Genomic DNA, 19,928 nt, shown 5'->3' on the forward strand with positions numbered 1-19,928 from the left:
TTTAGGTCTTTAAATCATATTAATGATCATGTTTATGCGCGTGAAAATCTTCATTTTTACGGAAACGTAAATAATTTTCGAATTGTTCACAATATTCATCGAAGTTATCTTCAAGCATCATCTGAAATTGCTGAAGAAGGTAAGACATAACCTGATCTTTCGCATCACGCATTTCATTACCATCTTTAAAGTTATTTGCTGCTACCCATGTATTGAAGCGGGCAGTAGCAAATAACATTGCAGCACTCACTTGACCACGTAGCTCAGCTGGATCAACTTTTTTATCTTTTGGCGGGCGACAAAAATCATTGGCTTGTTTAATGAATTCATCCGCACGCTCAAAGAAAACCGCATTTAACGCTTCTTCTTCAGTAATATCTGTTGCATTAATCTTTTGAGACATGACTTATTCCCGCAAAAATAGAGCTGCTTATTATAGGCAAACGCTTGCGGAAACAAAACCATTGACTTAGTCTGTAAATAGCCTAAGTATTGGTAGGAGAGACTAATATGCAAGATGCAATTGCGATTCAAAGTTTAAAGACAGATATTGCTTTATTACGCCAGCATGTTTTCCCACCTCAATATTTAGAGCATGTCGAAGGACTGCCGATTTATTATGGCTTGCAAAAAGAAGTCGAAAATTATTACCAACAATGGCAGGGGCTAATTGAAAGAGCACAAGAACTTTTTCAGCCATTTATGGAAGATGAATTACCAGATGCTATTCATTTACCAAGTCACTTAAATTTACCGCTGTTCTTTTTTCATGTAGACCGAATAAGGATTAATAAAACACGCGCAAAAGAATCTAAAACTTTCCGCGGTGTTGCGAGTCTGATTGAAAAATGCGGGCAGTTTGAAACAGACCAAATATTTACGATGCAAGAATGGTTGCAAAGTGATGATACCGCGGCTCTGGTTGCTCACCGTGAATTCATCGATTTAAGAACCTATGTATTCCAGCATGGACAAAGCGAATATACACGTTCGCGCTTTTATACCAATGGGATTGTGCTAGGGGTTGAGCCGCATTTTAAGCTGGTCGATGCTCGTGATAAGCCAAGAAAGCAACGCAGCGATAGCTATAGTGATCCATTAGCAGATAACGGCGTATGGAAAGTATTTGGTAAATACCGATAAAAAGTCGCTGCACGTTTACAGCGACTTTTTATAAATTACCAGAAAGTTTCAGCCTGACTAAAAGTCTGTAAAGCTTTTGCTGAGCGCTTTTGTAATTGTGGCTGTTTGGCTTTGACCCAACCTAGAGCAAACCAAAAAGACGGATCTTGTTCCACCACATTGTTAAAAATACCTTCTGCAATAAACAAATCGTTATATTGACCTAATGTGTTTTGTACAGGTTGTAGCTGTTTTAAATATTGCTGTACTTTTTTGTTTGAATAAAGACTCGAAATAAACTCAACACAATAACGTAACTGCTTAGCTTGCTTTCTTATTTTGTGCTGTTCATTCACTTCAAGCTCAGAGAAATGGTCAGCATTGCGAATCACTTTATGGTGTAGCTTATCTAAACTCTTTTTAATATGTTTTTTTAACGCACCAGTTTTACTCTCTGAATCTTCTTCTGAATAAGCAAATGCTAATAAATCGAGTAATAGCTTAATCGTGTCCGCAGAGGTAAAGATTGTTGAGAGTTCTTTTGAGGGCTGGGCTGAAACTGGTAGTAAAAGTTCAGGTGAACCGTGTTGTTGAATAATAGGTAACACTTCGGTACGAATCGCATCTTCATCACGAGTGTCTCCAAGTTTACGGAAAAGCTCAGCAATTTGTTCTTCCCAAACAGGATTTAGCTCGCTTGACCAACTTGCAAAATGCTTAAGGGCACTACGTAAACGACGTAAGCTTACCCGTGCCTGATGGATATGCTCAGCTTCGGCAACTCCATCGGCAATGACAGCCATATTTGGTAAGAATTGCCCTAAACAGTTTTCAACAATCTTTTTTAGAGCCTGTTCAGCAGTAATATCTTTATTTAATGTCAGACTTTTAGCATGAACAGCAGGTGAGGCAGCTTGCCCTAGTGCTAATAAGTTGCCACGTTCGGCTTTACTTCTTACATCAAGCCAAAGTGAATAACGATTAATCCATTGCTGCGCAAACTGAATAAGCGTTTTCACAGCCCCTTGCTTGAGTTCAAATTCGACTTCACAAATTACACTTTGTGCATCTGCTGTTTTTACGACCCCATCATCAAGACAGACTTCAATTGCCGTGTCATCTGCTTCAAAAACATGATAGGTGCGCTGTACATCAGTCTCAAACTGTAAGCTTAGCTTTTCGACTTCAGAGCCTAAAGCTTGAGTAATCAAATCTGTGACGGCTTTATTGTCTTTATATAACTCAAGGTTTAAGTCAGGTTCTTGGTCACATACACCTAAATGAATTTCTTCTTCAACACGGTGGAGATGGCTTTGACCTGCCGCTTTAAATGTTTGTACCCATTGATCATCTTCTTTACGTAAACGTAAGGCCATACCGTTTTTTGCAAGTAATCGATCAGGAGTGTCGTAATACTTTGCCTGTAAGTGGATGTTCTTTGCTTTGTGTTTTTTTAAGTATTGCTGGACAGTTTTTTTCTTCGATTCAGGTAACTGAAACTTTAGTTCGACTTCGACCATAATATATCTCCCTGAATCAGGTATTTAGACTATCTTGAATAAGTATAATAGCTTAGCGTTAAAAATAATGATTTTGATAGAGAAAGTTACAATCAAACATATGACGCTACACTTTTATTTAGGTGTACAATCAGGTGAGGTTTTGATCAAATAAAAATCAGGAAGATGATCGTGAATGCACCAGTAAACTTTAGCCATGAAGCTCAGCCAGAGTTTGAATTGCCGATTAAAAACTATCAGGAATTTTATCGTTATTATTTAACTGAACACCGTAATATCATGAGCAGACGTTTGCATGTGGTGGGCAGTAGCATTGGTCTATACTTTTTTTCAAAAGCAGTCCGTAAGAAGCAAGCCAAATATGTACTCTATGGTTTGGTAGCGGGTTATGCAAATGCTTGGGTTGGACATTTTGCGTTTGAAAAAAATAAGCCTGCCAGTTTTAAACAGCCTTTCTATAGCTTTATTTCTGATTGGCGAATGCTATCTGACGTAGCGACTGGTCGATTAAGTTTGATTGATCGTAAGCACGATAAAATACCGAGCTAATTTTTATATCTATTCTAAATATACCGATTGGTACTGGTAAGCCTATATCAATCGGTACTTATGATGACTTATAAATCCGTTATACTAGCGAAGTTTTCAAAAGCGAGAGTAGAGTATGCGCGGTTTATACCTCATTACCAATGATGACCCAATCCAATTATTATTAGAAAAATTAGACACCGCACTCGCAACCCGTCAAATCGCAATTTTACAGTACCGCCGTAAAAAAGTTGACAAAGCCGACCAGCTGGCTGAAGTTGAACAGATCAAACAATTATGTGAAAAATATCAGGTTCCTTTTGTCATTAATGATGACCTAAAACTGGCTGCTCAGTTTGGTTTAGGTGTGCATTTAGGTCAAAGCGATGGTGAAATCACCGATGCAAAATCGCAGTTACCAGAAGGTGTCATTATTGGCCGTACTTGCTTAAATTCATTAGAACTTGCCCAAAAAGCTATTGCCGATGGTGCAACTTATGTTGCGTTTGGTGCGGTTTACGCGACTTCTACAAAACCTGAAGCAGGTAATGTGGGGATCGAAGTAATTAAGCAGGCAGCAGCTCAATATGATGTACCAATTTGTGCGATTGGTGGTTTAACTGTTGAAAACTCACAACCTGTGATTGAGGCAGGGGCTGACCTGTGTGCAGTCATTAGTGATATATTAGGTCGATCAACTGCTGAAATTCCTGCCCGTGTACAGGCGTGGGCACAATTATTTTCTTAAGCTTTCAAAATTATTTTTTAGATATTTAAGACGAGCATTTCCATGAGTTTATCTCCAAAGCAAGAACAGTTATTTAAACAAGCCAGCAAACACATTCCAGGTGGTGTGAACTCTCCGGTACGTGCCTTTAATGGCGTTGGAGGAACACCAGTTTTCATCGAGAAAGCAAAAGGTGCTTATTTATGGGATGTGGATGGTAAGCGTTATGTTGACTATGTTGGTTCTTGGGGGCCAATGATTTTAGGTCATGCTCATCCAGAGATTATTAAGGCTGTACAAACAGCAGCAGAAGACGGTTTAAGTTTTGGTGCACCAACCGTACACGAAACAACATTGGCAGATATTATCTGTGAAATCATGCCATCCATTGAATTGGTGCGTATGACTAACTCGGGTACAGAAGCTACCATGACGGCTATTCGTTTAGCGCGTGGTTATACTGGCCGTGACAAAATTGTGAAGTTTGAAGGTTGTTACCATGGCCACTCTGACTCACTTTTAGTAAAAGCAGGTTCGGGCTTACTTACTTTAGGTGAGGGTGAACCGACTTCGAAAGGTGTTCCTGTTGATTTTGCTAAACACACTTTAACGTTACCTTACAACGATATTGCAGCATTAAAAGAATGCTTTGCTAAGTTCGGCCATGAAATTGCGGGTGTCATTATTGAACCAGTAGCGGGTAACATGAATATGGTGAAACCAATTGACGGTTTCTTACAAGCCATTCGTGATATTTGTGATGAATATAAATCTGTATTCATTATTGATGAAGTGATGACAGGTTTCCGTGTTGCTTTAGGTGGTGCTCAATCGGTTTATAATGTTAAACCTGATTTAACAACTTTAGGCAAAATTATTGGTGCAGGTCTACCAGTTGGTGCGTTTGGTGGTAAGCGTGAAATCATGGAATGTATCGCACCTTTAGGCGGTGTATACCAAGCAGGAACATTATCTGGTAACCCACTTGCTATGCGTGCTGGTATCGAGATGTTTAAACATTTACGCCAACCTGACTTTTACAGCAAATTATCTGCTCAACTTGAAAAGCTACTTGCAGGCTTACAAGCTGCAGCTGATGAAGCGGGTATTCCATTTAAGACTCAGCAAGCTGGCGCAATGTTCGGTCTTTACTTTACTGACCAAGAAGATATTACAAGCTTTGACTCAATGTTGGCATGTGATATTGAAGCTTTCAAAAAGTTCTTCCATGGCATGTTAAAGCGTGGGGTAAACTTGGCACCTTCAGCATTTGAAGCAGGCTTTATTTCATCTGCACATTCTGATGAAGATATTGAATTTACGATTCAGGCTGCAAAAGAAACATTCACTGAAATGAAGTAAGCAAAAAAGCCCGTGTTAAACGGGCTTTTTAATTTGACCTATTTTTATATTTGTAGAGAACAATGTTTTATCCCTTACCTCGAAAAATCCAATTAGCTGCAAGTACTTCAAATTGGTCAATTGAGTCAGCGCAAAGTATTTTGCTCATGGTTGGGCTCAATGAGCTTAAACTACGACCAGATTGGTCTGAGCAACCATTGGCGAATCATTTGGAATTGTTGATTAAGCGCGCTCAATCACTCGAAATTCCAATCATTTTTATTGAGACATCTCAGCTTCAACAAACCATGTTGGAGCTTGGTCAGCGTTTGTCATCAAATACTAAAGCCCAAGTTATGATGGCAGGTGATTTGTCGCCTCTGTTTAAACAAGTCATGCAGCTTGTTTTATCGATTACAGATCAGGTCAGTGTTGTAAATGATGCGATCTTGGCGGCTAATCTAGAGCAGCATATCCAATGGGTTGAAAAGATCAGTTTTGACCATATAAAACATTTAAATACGCACAGCTTAATACGCTTATGGTCTTTAAGTACGCCGTCCTCTTATATCTTGTCAGATAAAGGAATCTTATTGGCAATTGCTGAACAGTTGGGGCGACATCCTATGGAGATCTATCCTGAAATTGATTTAAGAAACTACGGACTAGATCAGTCTGCTGTGAATTATCTAGTCGATCTATGGCGTGCAAATGGTGCGAGCTTAAGCGCTGAAGAGATAATGCAAGCACCGACATTGCAACATATTATGCAGTTATTGAAGCCTTGACTGACTATAGACCTCAAGTGATCCATAATATTTGCAAATTCTGCTGTTAATTTACCCGAACGGCATTGTAATTCGGACGTAAGCTTTTTATTATTGCCCGCTTGTTTTTCATCTTACCTTGGGAATACAACTTTGAGTGATTTTCTAAGTGAACATCTGATCTATCGTGATGATGATTTTATGGTGATTCATAAACCTTCGGACATCTTGAGTGTTCCTGGTAAGGGTGATTTACATGATAGCGTTTTGACAAGGTTGGTTGCGATTGAACCTAAAACTTTGCTCATTCATCGTCTAGACCGAGATACTTCAGGTATTTTAGTATTTGGTTTATCGAAGCACGGTCAAAGTGCAATTGCACGTCAATTTCAAGATCGTCAGACTTCAAAAATATATGAAGCGCTTGTCGCAGGTCATTTAGAGGGTGAGGGGACTGTAGATATTCCTGTCATCTATGACCCAAGCCGACCACCTTTACATATTGTCGACGCTTCTCACAACAAGCCTGCTTTAACACATTGGCAGGCCATAGAACATTTTCAGATTCAGGGACAGCCTGTAACTCGTGTGAAATTAATACCAATTACGGGCCGATCTCATCAACTCCGTGTACACATGCAATATCTTGGGCATCCAATTGTAGGTGATACGCTGTATGCAACACCGGAGCAGCAACTTGTTCCGCGTTTATGCTTGCATGCCAAGCAGTTAAGTTTTAATCATCCTGTCACAGCAGAAACATTAACTTTTGACTGTCCTGTACCGTTTTAATGTAAAAATTTTAATGCGTGATTTTTTGTAGCAAAGCGATTTAATTGGTTTTTGCTTCAAAATTTTGCTTTAAAGACTACATAAAAAGATGCAAAAATAAGCTAATTTGCATCGTACAATATGTAGTGCGAACTTGAGAGAAAGGTGGAAAAATTGCAGCAGTATGCTATTGGTCAACGTTGGCTATCAGACACAGAAACTGAGCTCGGTTTAGGTGTTCTTATTGATGTAGATGAAAGATCTGTCAGCATTTTATTCCCCAAAAGTGATGAGACACGTGTATATGCACGTAATAATGCTCCACTATCTCGTATCATCTTCAATTCGAATGATGAAGTTCAAGATCAAGAAGGCCAGAAGTGGATCGTTGAGTCTGTTGAAGATCGTCATGGCGTTTTGCGTTACAACGTTGTTCGTACTTTAGAAAATGGCGAGCAAGAGCGTAAAGCACTCAATGAAACACGTATTGGCGCGCAAATTCAATTATCTAAACCTTTAGATCGTTTGCTTGCAAGTCAAGTTGACTATAAAGAATGGTATGATCTGCGTATTGAAGCGATGCTCATGCAAGCACAAATGCAGACCAGTCCTCTACGTGGGATGGTCGGTGCACGTGTTGGCCTGATTCCTCATCAGCTTTATATCGCACATGAAGTTGGTAAACGTTTTGCACCTCGTGTTTTACTTGCCGATGAAGTTGGTTTAGGTAAAACAATTGAAGCTGGTTTAATCATCCACCAACAACTTAAAACTGGTCGTTCAGAACGAATTCTGATTTTAGTCCCTGATTCTCTTCAGTATCAGTGGATGATTGAAATGCGTCGCCGTTTTAACTTGCAATTCTCTCTGTTTGATTTAACGCGTACTGCATCTATTAAAGAACATGATCCTGAGCTTAACCCGTTCTTGACTGAGCAATGCATTATTGCCAGTGTTGACTTAATGGTTGACCATGATGATTTGCGTGAACAAGCCATAGAAGCTGGTTTTGATTTGCTCGTCGTCGATGAAGCACATCATTTGATGTGGAGCGAAGAAGAAGGCGGTAATGATCGCTACGATTTAATTGAAGAGCTCGCTGAAAATACAGCAGGTGTACTATTACTCACTGCAACACCTGAACAATTAGGTGTAGAAAGTCATTTCGCTCGATTACGTTTACTTGATCCACAGCGTTTTAGTAGTTTAGAGCGCTTCTTAGATGAGGAGACTCAGTACCAGCAGACTGCAAAAATTGCTGAAGTGCTCATGTCGGATCAAGCTCTAACACCAGAGCATTTATCTGCTTTAGAAGGCTTATTAGGTCACAGCATTGAAGACCAGCCAGATCAACGCTTTAGGGCAATTCACGAATTATTAGACCGTCACGGTACTGGACGTATTTTATTCCGTAATACACGTGAAGCCATTCAGGGCTTCCCAGGTCGTGATTGTCAACCAGCACCATTACCAGCACCAGAAGATTGGTCAAAAGATGGCAAACTGCGTGAGCAGATGTGGCCTGAAGAAGCGCAAATTGATGGTTCATGGATGCAAAATGATCCGCGTGTGCCATGGTTAATGGAAATTTTACGCAAAGATCTTAAGCATAAAAAAGTGCTTTTAATTGCGCGTAGCGGACCAGTAGTTGAATCTTTAGAAAATGTGTTGCGTTTGCATGCAGGCATTCGTACTGCAATGTTCCATGAAGGCATGAGCTTACTAGAACGTGACCAAGCTGCTGCTTATTTTGCTGAAGAAAGCTATGGCGCGCAGATTCTATTGTGTTCGGAAATTGGTTCGGAAGGCCGTAATTTCCAATTCGCCAGTGATCTAATTTTATTTGATCTACCAGCTAACCCAGATGTTTTAGAGCAACGTATTGGACGTCTAGACCGTATTGGTCAAGAAAACCGTATCCAAATTCATGTGCCATACCTTGTGGGAACAGCTCAAGAGCGTATGTTCCGTTGGTATAACGAAGCACTGAATATTTTCAGCAATATTTCTCCGACAGCGCAAACGCTGCAAGAGAATTTTATTGTTGAATTAAAAGACTGTTTACTTGCAGACCAAGGTCAAACATTTGAAGATTTGCTTGAAGAGGTGAATGTTCAACGTCAAGCCTTAGAAGCTGAACTTCAAGCTGGCCGAGACCGTTTACTTGAATATAATTCATGTCGTCCAATTGTGGCACAAGAAATTGTTCAGGCCCTTGAAGACTATGATGACAATACTACGCTACCAATGTTTGTGAAGCGTTTCATGTCATCAACCAATATCGACTTTGATGAGCAAAGTAATGGTACGGTGATTATTAAACCGACCGACCAAATGCAAGTGCAAGGTTTGGCATTAGACGAAGAAGGTATGACAGCAACTTTCTATCGTGATCAAGCTCAGCTTCGTGAAGATGCTCAATATTTAACTTTAGAGCATCCATTCATTGAAAGTGTTATGGAAATGATCCGTACACAATCGTTTGGTAGTACCAATGTTGCTGTACTCAAATCTAACGCTTTAAAGCAGGGTTCAGTATTAATTGAAGTCTGGTTTAAAGTGGATGTTGTTGCACCTAAATCTTTGAACTTGCCATCAAGCTTGCCGAAACAGCTTATCCGTGTATTGTTAAGTGAAAATGGTCAGGACTTATCTGAAAAGATTGATCCAACAATTTTAAAACCTTATTTGCACCATTTAGATGGCAATAGCTGCCGTCAAGTAGTTAAAGCCCGCCGTGATATCATTGAGCAGCGCTATAAACAAGCGTTAGAGATTGCGAAAGTTGATTTACCGCAGCTTCAGCAACAAGCAAAGGAACATTATGGCAATAAATGGCAATATGAAATTGACCGTTTAACTTATCTCAAACAGTTCAACCCAAGTATTCGTCAAGACGAAATTGAACGTTTACAGAAACTGCAAAAAGAAGGCTTGAGCTTACTTGATGGTTTAACTGTTACACCAGAAGCAATTCAGGTGTTAGTTGTGGTTAAGCCATAACTTCACTCAAAATAAAAAAAGCGCCGAGAGGGCGCTTTTTTTATACATCGATTTTGAGTTAGATAAGACCAGCGTCTTTTAATTCTAGCTTTAAATAAGCATAAAAAATTGGAGCTGCGATTAAACCGCCTAAGCCAAAAATTGACTCAAATACTAGCATTGCTAATAAAATTTCCCATGCATTTGCATTGATTTTATGCCCAATAATTTTAGCATTAATAAAATATTCAAGTTTATGAACCAGAACGAGATAAAGTAATGCTGCTCCTGCTAGCCCTAGGGAAATGGTAAGAGCTGCAATAAACGTTAAAGTGTTTGAAAGTAGATTCCCCAAAATTGGAATCAGTCCAAACATAAAGGTCAAAATGGTTAAAGTTTTTGCAAAAGGAAGGTGAACTCCCCAAAGCGGCAATAAAATAAAGGCGAATAAAATAAAGAGCAGCGTGTTAATAGCTGAAATTTTTATTTGGGCAAAAACAACATTTTTAAATGAAATTGATAATTTTTGAATACGTTGGATAAGCAGTGACTTAAAAACAGGCTGAGGCGTACGGCGATGAAAACCATGTATTGCCACCAAAATACCAATAATTAATCCCATGACCATAGTCACGAAGTTATGCAAAATATCGGAACTGGTGTTTTTTAGGGTGGTGACGTTATCTTTCATAAATGCAAAGATTTCGTCTTTTAGATCTGTCACGCTATCAGGAATATAACCTGGAAGATATTTTGTGATCTCTGCTTGCAAATGAAGGAGGGTTTGATCAACTTTGCTATTAATACTATGTAATCCGACGCCTTTTAGATCGTATACAACGAAACTAATCAGACTCGTTATGAAAAAACCAATAAGTGAGATGGTGACAATACTAAGTAAAATACTAATAAAAATACGGGCTCTTTGGCCATCAATATAACGTTCTACAACCGAACTTAAACTAATAATAATTTCATAAATGAGAAAGCCTGCAAAAAAACTTGCTAATAGATGTAATGGGATAACCGAAAGCAAAAAGATGCCCATTAGAATGTAGCTTGCAATCAGACTTTGACGATTATTCAAATTTTGCATGTGGATCCCTGAGATCGTTGGGAATATAGGAGAAAGAGCAAACGGAATGATTATTTATACTCTGGCAAGCTATTCGCTTCAATCAGTGAATTATATTTTTATTGGAAAATAGAGGAGTTAGATGTAAAAATGGCCTGTTCATCAACAAGCCATTCATTAGATCATTTTAGCGAATTTTTGCTTCATCTAGATGACGTGCGCCTTCTAAAATCATCCGAATCATAATCATAGTTTGTTCAGCAACTTCTGCACGTTGATTGATCGGCAAATCAATCACTTTGGCGCCCATGTGAAACACAAGTTGAGTAATTGCTTTTGCAACAAGGTCTGGGTGATACAGGTGATTGTTATTTAACCGTTCAAGACGAATTAAATCTTCTTGTAGCTCTTGCTGAAAAAAGTTGAGCTGGCGGTCTACGGCAGCCTTATAAGAAGCAGAACCTGTAAAACTTTCACGTAGTAATAAACTTAAATTACCTTCATCGGCATCGAGTTGTTGAAGGAAAATATCGACGGAACTACGAATAATACTTTCTTGTAAAGAAGCACGTAGGCGAGCCTGACGGATAATTTTACGTAAAACGATACCTGCGCGGTCAATTAGAGAAATTGCTAATTCATCAATATCTTTAAAATGTCGATAGAAACTATTTGGGGCAATTCCTGCTTCTCGAGCTACTTCACGTAAACTCAATGAAGCAATACTTTTTTGCGGACCAATGAGGTTTAAAGCGGCCTGAAAAAGTTCTTCTTTAGTAATTGTCGCTTTTCTTCCAACAGAACGCGTAGCTGTTTTAATTTCAATGACATCTTGTTGTTGAGGTGTGTCATTCAGGTTCTGAGAAAGTGAAGATTGGGTCATGCTGTTCAATATATTTGTAAACTCTCAGGATTATAGCCTTAGAAGCTGAACTTGTGAAATTGTAATTAAAAGTACGGGTGTATATACAAATATATATACATGTGTATAATAATTAAAAAAGAGCGACAGAGCCTTCAATTATGCAAGCAATCGAAAAGAGAAATTCTCTATTCAATTCATTGACACAAGCCATCTTTGATAAAGAAATGGCTAATTTCTGGCTACAAAAAGTTAATCCTTTATGGTCTGTAAAACATGGCCTTGTTCAAATTGTAAAAAAAGAATTTGTCGCTCACGACATGGTGAGCCTGACGCTAAAATGTAACCGCCTAGTAAAAATGGGCGTTGCAGGCCAGCATCATCCTGTAATTGTAGAAATTGCTGGTCGTCGCTATGAACGTACTTATAGTTTGACGCAAATAGATGCGCAGCACTTACGTTTAACCGTAAAAAAAGTTGCTGATGGTATCGTGAGTAACTGGTTTATTTCTGAAAGCAAAATCGGTGATGTTTTTGAGCTTGGTCAACCTTATGGTGACATGCAACAAAACATCAAAACACCGAATTTAATTATGTTGGCTGCGGGTAGTGGTATTACCCCAATGTTGAGCTTGATTACTGCGATTAAACAAAGCCAGCAGTTAGATAAAGTTCAGGTGCAACTTTTATATTGGGTGAAACAACGTTCAGATGCAGCTTTTGTTGAATACTTTGAAAAAGTTGCGCAGCAATATCCGAACTTTAATTATCAGGTTTTCTATACACAAGAAACCCCAAATGATGAACGTTTAAATGCAGAGCATTTAGCATTAGTTGATGATGTAGAAAACAGCACAATTTATGCGTGTGGTCCTTCTGGTTTTGTAGCGTCTGTTGAGCAGTTATTTGAAAACGCTCCAGCCGTTTTAACAGAAGCATTTAGCTTAACAAATGAAAGCTCTGCCGATGATATTGGTTATGTGAATGTCACATTAACCCAGTCTAATAAGGTGATTGCAATTCCTAAAGGCCAGTCAATTCTGGTTAGCCTTGAACATGAAGGTCTTAAACCAACTCATGGTTGCCGTATGGGAATTTGTAATAAATGTGTTTGTAATAAATCCCAAGGTTCAACACGTAATTTACTTAACGGTAGCGAAAACACTGAACCAAGCCAATTACTCAAAATTTGTGTGAACTCAGCAAAATCCGATCTAGTTATTGATCTTTAAGAGAGAACTCTTATGAATATGCCAGTGAAAGTCGAATATTTTAAAAATCCTAAAAATCGAGATTTGACTCCAGCAGAACTTGATGCATTTGCAAAAGAGCTCGATCAGATCAAGCAAGAAGTATTGGATGATTTGGGTGAGAAAGACGCTAAATATATCCGCCGTGTTTATGCTGCAATTCGTTATAGTAGCTTTTTAGGCCGAGCATGTTTGTTTGCAGGTTGGTTCCCACCAGCATGGATTTTAGGAACAGGTCTGTTAGGCTTCTCTAAAATTATGGAAAACATGGAACTCGGTCATAACGTGATGCACGGTCAATATGACTGGATGAACGATCCTAAATTTAATGGTCAAACTTACGAGTGGGATACTGTCGGTACTTCTGATAACTGGCGCCAAACTCATAACTATAAACATCACACCTATACCAACATTAAAGGTATTGATGATGACATCGGTTACGGTTTACTTCGTTTATTCCCAGAGCAACGCTGGAAGCCGGGTTTCTTACTTCAACCTGTTTATAGCATCCCATTCTGTTTATTGTTCCAATGGGGCGTAGCTATTCAGAATCTTGAAATTGGACGTGTCCTTTATAAACGTAAGAGCATGGCAAAATTCTTGGAAGAGTTAAAACCTGTTAATAAAAAGATTGGAAAACAACTTTTTAAAGACTATGTTTTCTTCCCTTTAATTGCAGGTCCAGCAGCTTTACCTGTATTCACTGGTAATTTGGTTGCAAATGGTCTTCGTAATATCTGGACATTTACGATTATTTTTTGTGGTCATTTCACAAAAGATGCGGAAGTATTTCCAAAGTCTGTTTTACAAGAAGAAAGCCGTGGTCACTGGTATATGCGCCAGATTCGTGGTTCTTCTAACTTGAAAGGTTCAGAAGCATTACATATTTTAAGCGGACATTTGAGCCATCAGATTGAGCACCATTTATTCCCTGATATCCCAGCGCGTCGTTATCGCCAAATGGCTCCAAAAGTTGAAGCTGTATGTAAAAAATATGGTCTAAATTATAACAATGCGAGTCTGGCTAAACAGTTTGGACAAGTGGTAGGCCGTATCTTTAAATATGCTTTACCTTTTAAAAAATAAGTCAAAAAAAGCCCTGAACTAATCAGGGCTTTTTTTTAGAGAAACAAATTATTTAAACTGAATTGAACCGTTTGCATTCACAGTAATTTTAGACTCACCAGCTGCCATGTCTTGAGCTGGTGCAGCTTCGGCCATAGCAAATTTAGCCATGCTGGCACGCATTACAGGTTGTGGGAAATAGTTATTCGTGTTCAGGTTTAGAGTGACCAAACTATATTGGTTTTTATTCCAAGCTTGGGTCAACATTTGAGCACGTTGTTGGAAGTTTTTAGATGCTTCTACCATTAACTCATTTTCAACTTTTTTACGTTGTTCATCAGAAACCGTAAAGTTAATTGATTGAGTTTGGAAGTTTTGCTGTAATTCGTTTACTAACTGGCTAGCAGCTTTAAAGTCTTTACTTTCAAGACGGATTTCAGCGCGGCCACGCCATTCTTTTAACTTATTGCTATCGTTATCGTAAATTGGATAAGTGCTTTGAGCACCAGTTTCCACTTTTACTTGTGGATATTTACGAGAAACATTAAGTGCCTGATTCATCAGTTGATTAATTTGGTTTGAAAGCTCGGCTGGTTGTTTGTTACTTTTTTCAATATATAAAGTTGCATGCATTTCATCATTAGAAACTTGGCGAGAAGCTTCCGCTTGTACATTTACAATATTGTAGTTCAAAGCATTGTCATCCTGAGCAAAAACTAAAGGGCTAAGGAGAGAACCTAAAAGAAGGGTGGATACGGCTAAAGTACGCATAAATTTTTCCTTTAAAAATTAATATAAATTTAATTTTTTTCATTAGGAAATGTTAAACATAACTTATGCATAACTTTTGCAGATTTTGTGGCGTATTTGTAATATTCAGATCAGGTTTTTTTAAATTTTGGTAAATATAAAGTCTTTAAAAATTAAAAGCTTAAAATTAAAGTGTTTCAATGTAACTTAAAAAATCAAAGTAATATAAAAAAAGAATATTTTCTTTAGGTTGTCACATAGTATGATGATAATTCATCATAACTATTGGGATGATACATTTTTTCAATAAGATTAGATGAGTAAAGTACATAAAAGACGTTTTTTTTCTTGTAAAATTAGGTATCATCGCGCTCCTAGTTACAAGATATAAAATAAGTGTCTTTACTAGTTCTATAAAGCACCGAGTCAAAGGACCAATCGTCACCAGACTTATTTCTTTCTACCCCTATCAGAGATGGTAATCCGATATGAGCGTTACTTCCGTTAACCCTGCCACTAATGCTACTAACGAATATTATTTGACTCGCCAAAGTCAAATGGAATCAAATGTTCGTAGCTATCCACGTAAATTACCGTTAGCGATAGCGAAAGCACAAGGATGCTGGGTTACTGATGTTGAAGGTACACAGTACCTTGATTGTTTAGCTGGGGCAGGTACATTGGCTTTAGGTCATAATCATCCTGCGGTGATTCAAAGTATTCAAGATACATTGGCAAGTGGTTTGCCATTGCATACTTTAGACTTAACCACACCTTTAAAAGATGCATTCACTGAAGCATTATTAGCATATTTACCTGGTGGTAAAGAAGAATATTGCTTGCAGTTCTGTGGTCCTGCAGGTGCAGACGCAACTGAAGCAGCAATCAAACTTGCTAAGACTTACACTGGCCGTAGCTCAGTAATCAGTTTCTCAGGCGGTTACCATGGTATGACCCATGGTGCGCTTGCTATGACTGGTAACTTAAGTGCAAAAAATGCAGTTAACGGTTTAATGCCAGGCGTACAATTCATGCCATATCCGCATGAATACCGCTGCCCACTTGGTTTAGGTGGTGAAGCTGGTGTTGACGCCTTAACTTACTACTTTGAAAACTTTATTGAAGATGTAGAAAGCGGTGTAACAAAACCGGCTGCTGTTATTCTTGAAGCGATTCAAGGTGAAGGCGGCGTAGTTACAGCTCCAGTAAAATGGTTGCAAAAAATCCGTGAAGTGACTGAAAAGCACAACATCGTTTTAATTTTAGACGAAGTTCAAGCTGGCTTTGCACGTTCGGGCAAAATGTTTGCATTTGAACATGCAGGTATTGAACCTGATGTTGTTGTAATGTCTAAAGCAGTAGGTGGTGGTTTACCACTTGCAGTATTAGGTATTAAACGTAAATTTGATGCTTGGCAGCCTGCTGGTCACACGGGTACTTTCCGTGGTAACCAACTTGCTATGGGTACTGGTCTTGTCGTATTAAAAACGATTAGCGAACAAAATCTTGCTCAAAATGCGCAAGAGCGTGGTGACTTCTTACAAGCTGAATTTAAAAAATTAGCTCAAGAATTCCCATGTATCGGTAACGTACGTGGTCGCGGTTTAATGATCGGTGTTGAGATTGTTGACGAGCGTAAACCAGCTGATCGTATCGGTTCGCATCCAGCTGACTCACAATTAGCTGCTGCAATTCAAACTGCTTGTTTCAACAATAAATTATTGCTTGAAAAAGGTGGTCGTAACGGCACAGTAATTCGTTTACTTTGCCCGCTTATCATCACTCAAGACGAGTGTGTTGAAGTAGTTGCTCGCTTTAAGAAAGCAATTGCAGAAGCATTGGTTGCAGTACGAGGCGCATAAGTATGGTGGATTTTGCAGAACATCGTAAAGCGTTACTCTGCAATGATGCACAATCCATTGCTGACTATGAGTCAGCAATGGGCGAAGCGGTAAAAGCCGTTTCAGCATGGTTGCAAAATGAAAAGATGTACACTGGTGGTAGCATTAAAGAATTGCGTTCAGCAATTTCTTTCCAACCTTCAAAAGAAGGTATGGGTGTACAAGAATCTCTTCAACGTATGATTGAGCTTTTCTTGAATAAAAGCTTGAAAGTACACCATCCACATTCATTAGCACATTTACACTGCCCAACCATGGTGATGAGTCAGATCGCGGAAGTGTTAATCAATGCAACTAACCAGTCTATGGACTCATGGGATCAAAGCCCAGCGGGTTCATTAATGGAAGTTCAGCTCATTGATTGGTTGCGTCAAAAAGTAGGTTATGGTTCTGGTCAAGCAGGTGTTTTCACTTCTGGTGGTACTCAATCTAACTTGATGGGTGTGTTACTTGCTCGTGACTGGTGCATCTCGAAAAACTGGAAAGACGAAAATGGTAACCCATGGTCTGTACAGCGTGATGGTATTCCTGCCGATGCAATGAAAAATGTCAAAGTCATTTGTTCTGAAAATGCACATTTTTCTGTGCAAAAGAACATGGCAATGATGGGCATGGGTTTCCAGTCAGTTGTGACTGTTCCTGTGAATGAAAATGCACAGATGGATGTAGATGCTCTCGAAAAAACGATGGCGCATCTTCAGTCTGAAGGTAAAGTTGTTGCTTGTGTCGTTGCGACAGCAGGTACGACTGATGCCGGTGCAATTGACCCATTGAAGAAAATCCGTGAAACTACCAATAAATATGGTTCATGGATGCATATCGATGCGGCATGGGGCGGTGCATTAATTCTGTCAAATGACTATCGTGCAATGCTTGATGGTATTGAGTTGTCTGACTCAATTACTCTCGACTTCCATAAGCATTATTTCCAAAGCATTAGCTGTGGCGCGTTCTTGTTGAAAGATGAAGCGAACTATCGTTTCATGCACTACGAAGCTGAATACTTGAACTCTGCTTATGACGAAGAGCATGGTGTACCAAACCTTGTGTCTAAGTCGTTACAAACGACTCGTCGTTTTGATGCATTGAAATTGTGGATGACAATCGAATCACTAGGTGAAGACCTTTATGGTTCAATGATTGACCATGGTGTAAAACTGACTCGTGAAGTTGCAGATTACATCAAGGCAACTGACGGTTTAGAACTTTTAGTTGAACCACAGTTTGCTTCGGTATTGTTCCGCGTTGTTCCACAAGGCTACCCAGCTGAGTTTATCGATAGCTTGAACCAAAACGTAGCAGACGAATTGTTTGCACGTGGTGAGGCAAATATCGGTGTAACAAAAGTTGGTAATGTACAGTCATTGAAAATGACAACATTAAGCCCTGTTGTGACATTTGAAAACGTTAAAAACCTTTTAGGTCAAGTATTGGCTGAAGCTGACCGCATTAAAGATGCAATTGCTTCTGGTAACTATGTACCACCAATCGACTAATTGAGTTGATAACAAAAAAGCTCGGTTTATTACCGGGCTTTTTTATTGCAGATTGTTTTTATTTGAATTGTGTATGAAGAAAAGAATACATGCACAAATCATGCATATTTTCACAAAACAAAAATAATTATGCATGATTTATGGGGAGCAAATTTCTTATTGTATTGGTATGTTCCCGATATTTTGGGTCGCATTGATATATCAATATCGTACTCACTTTAAATAATCCCGCTTTAACTGAAAAAAGTAAGTGGCTGTAATTACAATTAAGACAAGGAAGAAGAAATGCAACAAGCGAATATGCTCAATGAATTTAAACTCATTATTGGTGGTCAACTTTGTTCAGGTGAACAAGGTGAACTAGAAATTCTTAACCCTGCTACTGGCTTAACTGCTGCACGTTGTGCAAAAGCATCGGTTGCGCAGGTAAATCAGGCAGTGAGTGCAGCTAAACAAGCATCTAAAGCTTGGCAACAAGTTTCCCATGATGAGCGTAAGTCAATCTTAAACAAGATTGCTGATGGTATTGAAAAGCACGCTGAAATGCTCGCAGAGTTGGTTGTGCTTGAACAAGGTAAGCCACTCGCACTTGCTCAAATGGAAGTGCAGGGCGCAATTGGCTGGACGCGTTATGCGGCTGCGATGGATTTACCTATAGAAGTAATTGAAGACAGTGAAACCAAGCGTATTGAGCGCCATCGTCAACCATTAGGTGTAGTGGCTTCAATTACACCATGGAACTGGCCTCTCATGATTGCGGTTTGGCATATCATGCCTGCATTGCGTGCGGGTAACGTTGTGATTAGCAAACCTTCTGAATACACACCACTATCGACTTTGCGTTTATGTGAAATCATTCAGCAAGAAGTTCCTGCTGGTGTAATTTCGATTGTGGTTGGTGCTGGTGAGATTGGTGAAGCATTATCTTCTCATCCAGATGTACAAAAAGTTGTGTTTACGGGATCAACTCGAACAGGCCAGCACATTATGGCTGGGGCAGCTCAGCAGCTAAAACACTTAACTTTAGAGTTGGGTGGTAATGATGCGGGTATTGTATTGCCAGATGCAAATATCGATGAAATTGCAGCTAAGATTTTTAACATGGCGTTCTTAAATGCAGGCCAAACATGCGCGGCATTAAAACGTCTATATGTGCATGAAAGCCAATATGAAGCTTTATCTCAAAAGTTAGCTGATATTGCCAACGCCCAAGTTGTGGGTGACGGCATGGCATCTTCTACAACATTTGGTCCAGTACAAAACCAAATGCAATATAACAAAGTGAAGGCACTTATTGCCGATGCGATTTCTCAAGGAGCAAAAGCACTTTCTGGGCAACAGCAGCTACCAGAGCAGGGCTACTTTATTGCACCAACTATTTTGACTGAAGTTTCTGATTCTTGCCGCGTGGTGCAAGAAGAGCAATTTGGACCAGTGTTGCCTGTTTTAAAATATACTGATATCAACGATGCTATTGCTCGTGCCAATGACAGTGAGTTTGGTTTGGGTGGTTCAATCTGGTCGTCAGATATTCAAGCCGCTCAGACTTACGCTAGTCAGCTTCAATGTGGTACTGTTTGGATTAATACCCATGCGGAGGTTCTGCCTCATGCACCTTTTGGTGGCTGGAAAATGTCTGGTCTAGGTGCTGAATTTGGTCTGGAAGGCTTGCTTGAAAATACGATTGGACAAACTGTCCATATTAGTAAAGTCTAAATATTAATTTTAAGGCGGATCTAGTATCCGCCTTTTTATTTTCACTTTTAAG

17 protein-coding genes are annotated in these 19,928 nt (G+C 39.2%); 12 read left to right on the top strand and 5 right to left on the bottom strand.

All coding sequences use genetic code 11. From position 1 onward, the window contains the following. Nucleotides 1-19: 19 nt before the first annotated feature. Nucleotides 20-403, bottom strand: a complete 384-nt coding sequence (locus J580_RS13235; RefSeq protein ID WP_002118682.1) for a DUF3144 domain-containing protein — start codon at nt 401-403, stop codon at nt 20-22. Between the two features lie 107 nt (nt 404-510). Between J580_RS13235 and J580_RS13240 the strand changes: the two genes are divergently transcribed. Then, nucleotides 511-1,143: a hypothetical protein gene (locus tag J580_RS13240; RefSeq protein WP_016140335.1), complete on the top strand. Its 633-nt coding sequence runs from the start codon at nt 511-513 to the stop codon at nt 1,141-1,143. Between the two features lie 35 nt (nt 1,144-1,178). On the opposite strand, the gene J580_RS23820 is transcribed toward J580_RS13240, so the two are convergent. Further along, nucleotides 1,179-2,642 (bottom strand): CYTH and CHAD domain-containing protein, encoded by a 1,464-nt coding sequence (locus J580_RS23820; RefSeq protein WP_032004472.1) that lies wholly within the window; start codon nt 2,640-2,642, stop codon nt 1,179-1,181. A 165-nt stretch (nt 2,643-2,807) separates the two neighbouring features. Here J580_RS23820 and J580_RS13250 point away from each other — a divergent pair, with 165 nt between their 5' ends. The 6 genes from J580_RS13250 to rapA all read left to right on the top strand — a co-directional run bounded on the left by J580_RS13250 (nt 2,808) and on the right by rapA (nt 9,779). Beyond that, entirely contained in the window at nt 2,808-3,191 is a 384-nt protein-coding gene (locus J580_RS13250) for a DUF962 domain-containing protein (RefSeq protein WP_081403646.1), read from the top strand. A 115-nt stretch (nt 3,192-3,306) separates the two neighbouring features. Continuing rightward, nucleotides 3,307-3,918: a thiamine phosphate synthase gene (gene thiE / locus J580_RS13255; protein WP_032004477.1), complete on the top strand. Its 612-nt coding sequence runs from the start codon at nt 3,307-3,309 to the stop codon at nt 3,916-3,918. Between the two features lie 42 nt (nt 3,919-3,960). Continuing rightward, nucleotides 3,961-5,259, top strand: a complete 1,299-nt coding sequence (gene hemL / locus J580_RS13260; RefSeq protein ID WP_032004478.1) for a glutamate-1-semialdehyde 2,1-aminomutase — start codon at nt 3,961-3,963, stop codon at nt 5,257-5,259. 62 nt (nt 5,260-5,321) lie between these two features. After that, nucleotides 5,322-6,026, top strand: coding sequence for a phosphopantetheine-binding protein (locus J580_RS13265; protein WP_032004479.1), 705 nt, complete (start codon nt 5,322-5,324; stop codon nt 6,024-6,026). Nucleotides 6,027-6,158: 132 nt separating this feature from the next. After that, complete coding sequence (locus J580_RS13270; RefSeq protein WP_032004480.1) at nt 6,159-6,797, top strand: RluA family pseudouridine synthase; 639 nt, start codon at nt 6,159-6,161, stop codon at nt 6,795-6,797. Between the two features lie 144 nt (nt 6,798-6,941). Then, the gene (rapA, locus tag J580_RS13275; protein WP_032004481.1) at nt 6,942-9,779 is read left to right on the top strand and encodes an RNA polymerase-associated protein RapA; all 2,838 of its coding nucleotides are present in this window, start codon (nt 6,942-6,944) and stop codon (nt 9,777-9,779) included. 58 nt (nt 9,780-9,837) lie between these two features. Here rapA and J580_RS13280 read toward each other — a convergent pair whose 3' ends face one another. Both J580_RS13280 and fabR read right to left on the bottom strand, forming a co-directional pair. Continuing rightward, nucleotides 9,838-10,854, bottom strand: coding sequence for an AI-2E family transporter (locus tag J580_RS13280; protein ID WP_005067939.1), 1,017 nt, complete (start codon nt 10,852-10,854; stop codon nt 9,838-9,840). Nucleotides 10,855-11,020: 166 nt separating this feature from the next. Continuing rightward, complete coding sequence (gene fabR / locus J580_RS13285) at nt 11,021-11,716, bottom strand: HTH-type transcriptional repressor FabR (RefSeq protein ID WP_002118668.1); 696 nt, start codon at nt 11,714-11,716, stop codon at nt 11,021-11,023. Between the two features lie 140 nt (nt 11,717-11,856). Here fabR and J580_RS13290 point away from each other — a divergent pair, with 140 nt between their 5' ends. Both J580_RS13290 and J580_RS13295 read left to right on the top strand, forming a co-directional pair. Continuing rightward, nucleotides 11,857-12,927 (top strand): ferredoxin reductase, encoded by a 1,071-nt coding sequence (locus J580_RS13290; protein ID WP_017399288.1) that lies wholly within the window; start codon nt 11,857-11,859, stop codon nt 12,925-12,927. A gap of 12 nt (nt 12,928-12,939) precedes the next feature. Further along, the gene (locus J580_RS13295) at nt 12,940-14,034 is read left to right on the top strand and encodes a fatty acid desaturase family protein (protein ID WP_002118415.1); all 1,095 of its coding nucleotides are present in this window, start codon (nt 12,940-12,942) and stop codon (nt 14,032-14,034) included. A 48-nt stretch (nt 14,035-14,082) separates the two neighbouring features. On the opposite strand, the gene J580_RS13300 is transcribed toward J580_RS13295, so the two are convergent. Next, nucleotides 14,083-14,784, bottom strand: coding sequence for an SIMPL domain-containing protein (locus J580_RS13300; protein WP_014207320.1), 702 nt, complete (start codon nt 14,782-14,784; stop codon nt 14,083-14,085). A gap of 467 nt (nt 14,785-15,251) precedes the next feature. Between J580_RS13300 and J580_RS13305 the strand changes: the two genes are divergently transcribed. From J580_RS13305 to J580_RS13315, 3 genes are all read left to right on the top strand, one after another. Further along, entirely contained in the window at nt 15,252-16,625 is a 1,374-nt protein-coding gene (locus J580_RS13305; RefSeq protein WP_002118718.1) for a diaminobutyrate--2-oxoglutarate transaminase, read from the top strand. Between the two features lie 2 nt (nt 16,626-16,627). Next, nucleotides 16,628-18,160: a pyridoxal phosphate-dependent decarboxylase family protein gene (locus tag J580_RS13310; RefSeq protein WP_032004482.1), complete on the top strand. Its 1,533-nt coding sequence runs from the start codon at nt 16,628-16,630 to the stop codon at nt 18,158-18,160. Between the two features lie 285 nt (nt 18,161-18,445). Continuing rightward, nucleotides 18,446-19,876 (top strand): aldehyde dehydrogenase family protein, encoded by a 1,431-nt coding sequence (locus J580_RS13315; protein WP_032004483.1) that lies wholly within the window; start codon nt 18,446-18,448, stop codon nt 19,874-19,876. Nucleotides 19,877-19,928 lie beyond the last annotated feature (52 nt).

The sequence above is a fragment of the Acinetobacter sp. 1542444 genome (assembly GCF_000581835.1).
In the GTDB taxonomy this organism is placed as follows: domain Bacteria; phylum Pseudomonadota; class Gammaproteobacteria; order Pseudomonadales; family Moraxellaceae; genus Acinetobacter; species Acinetobacter pittii.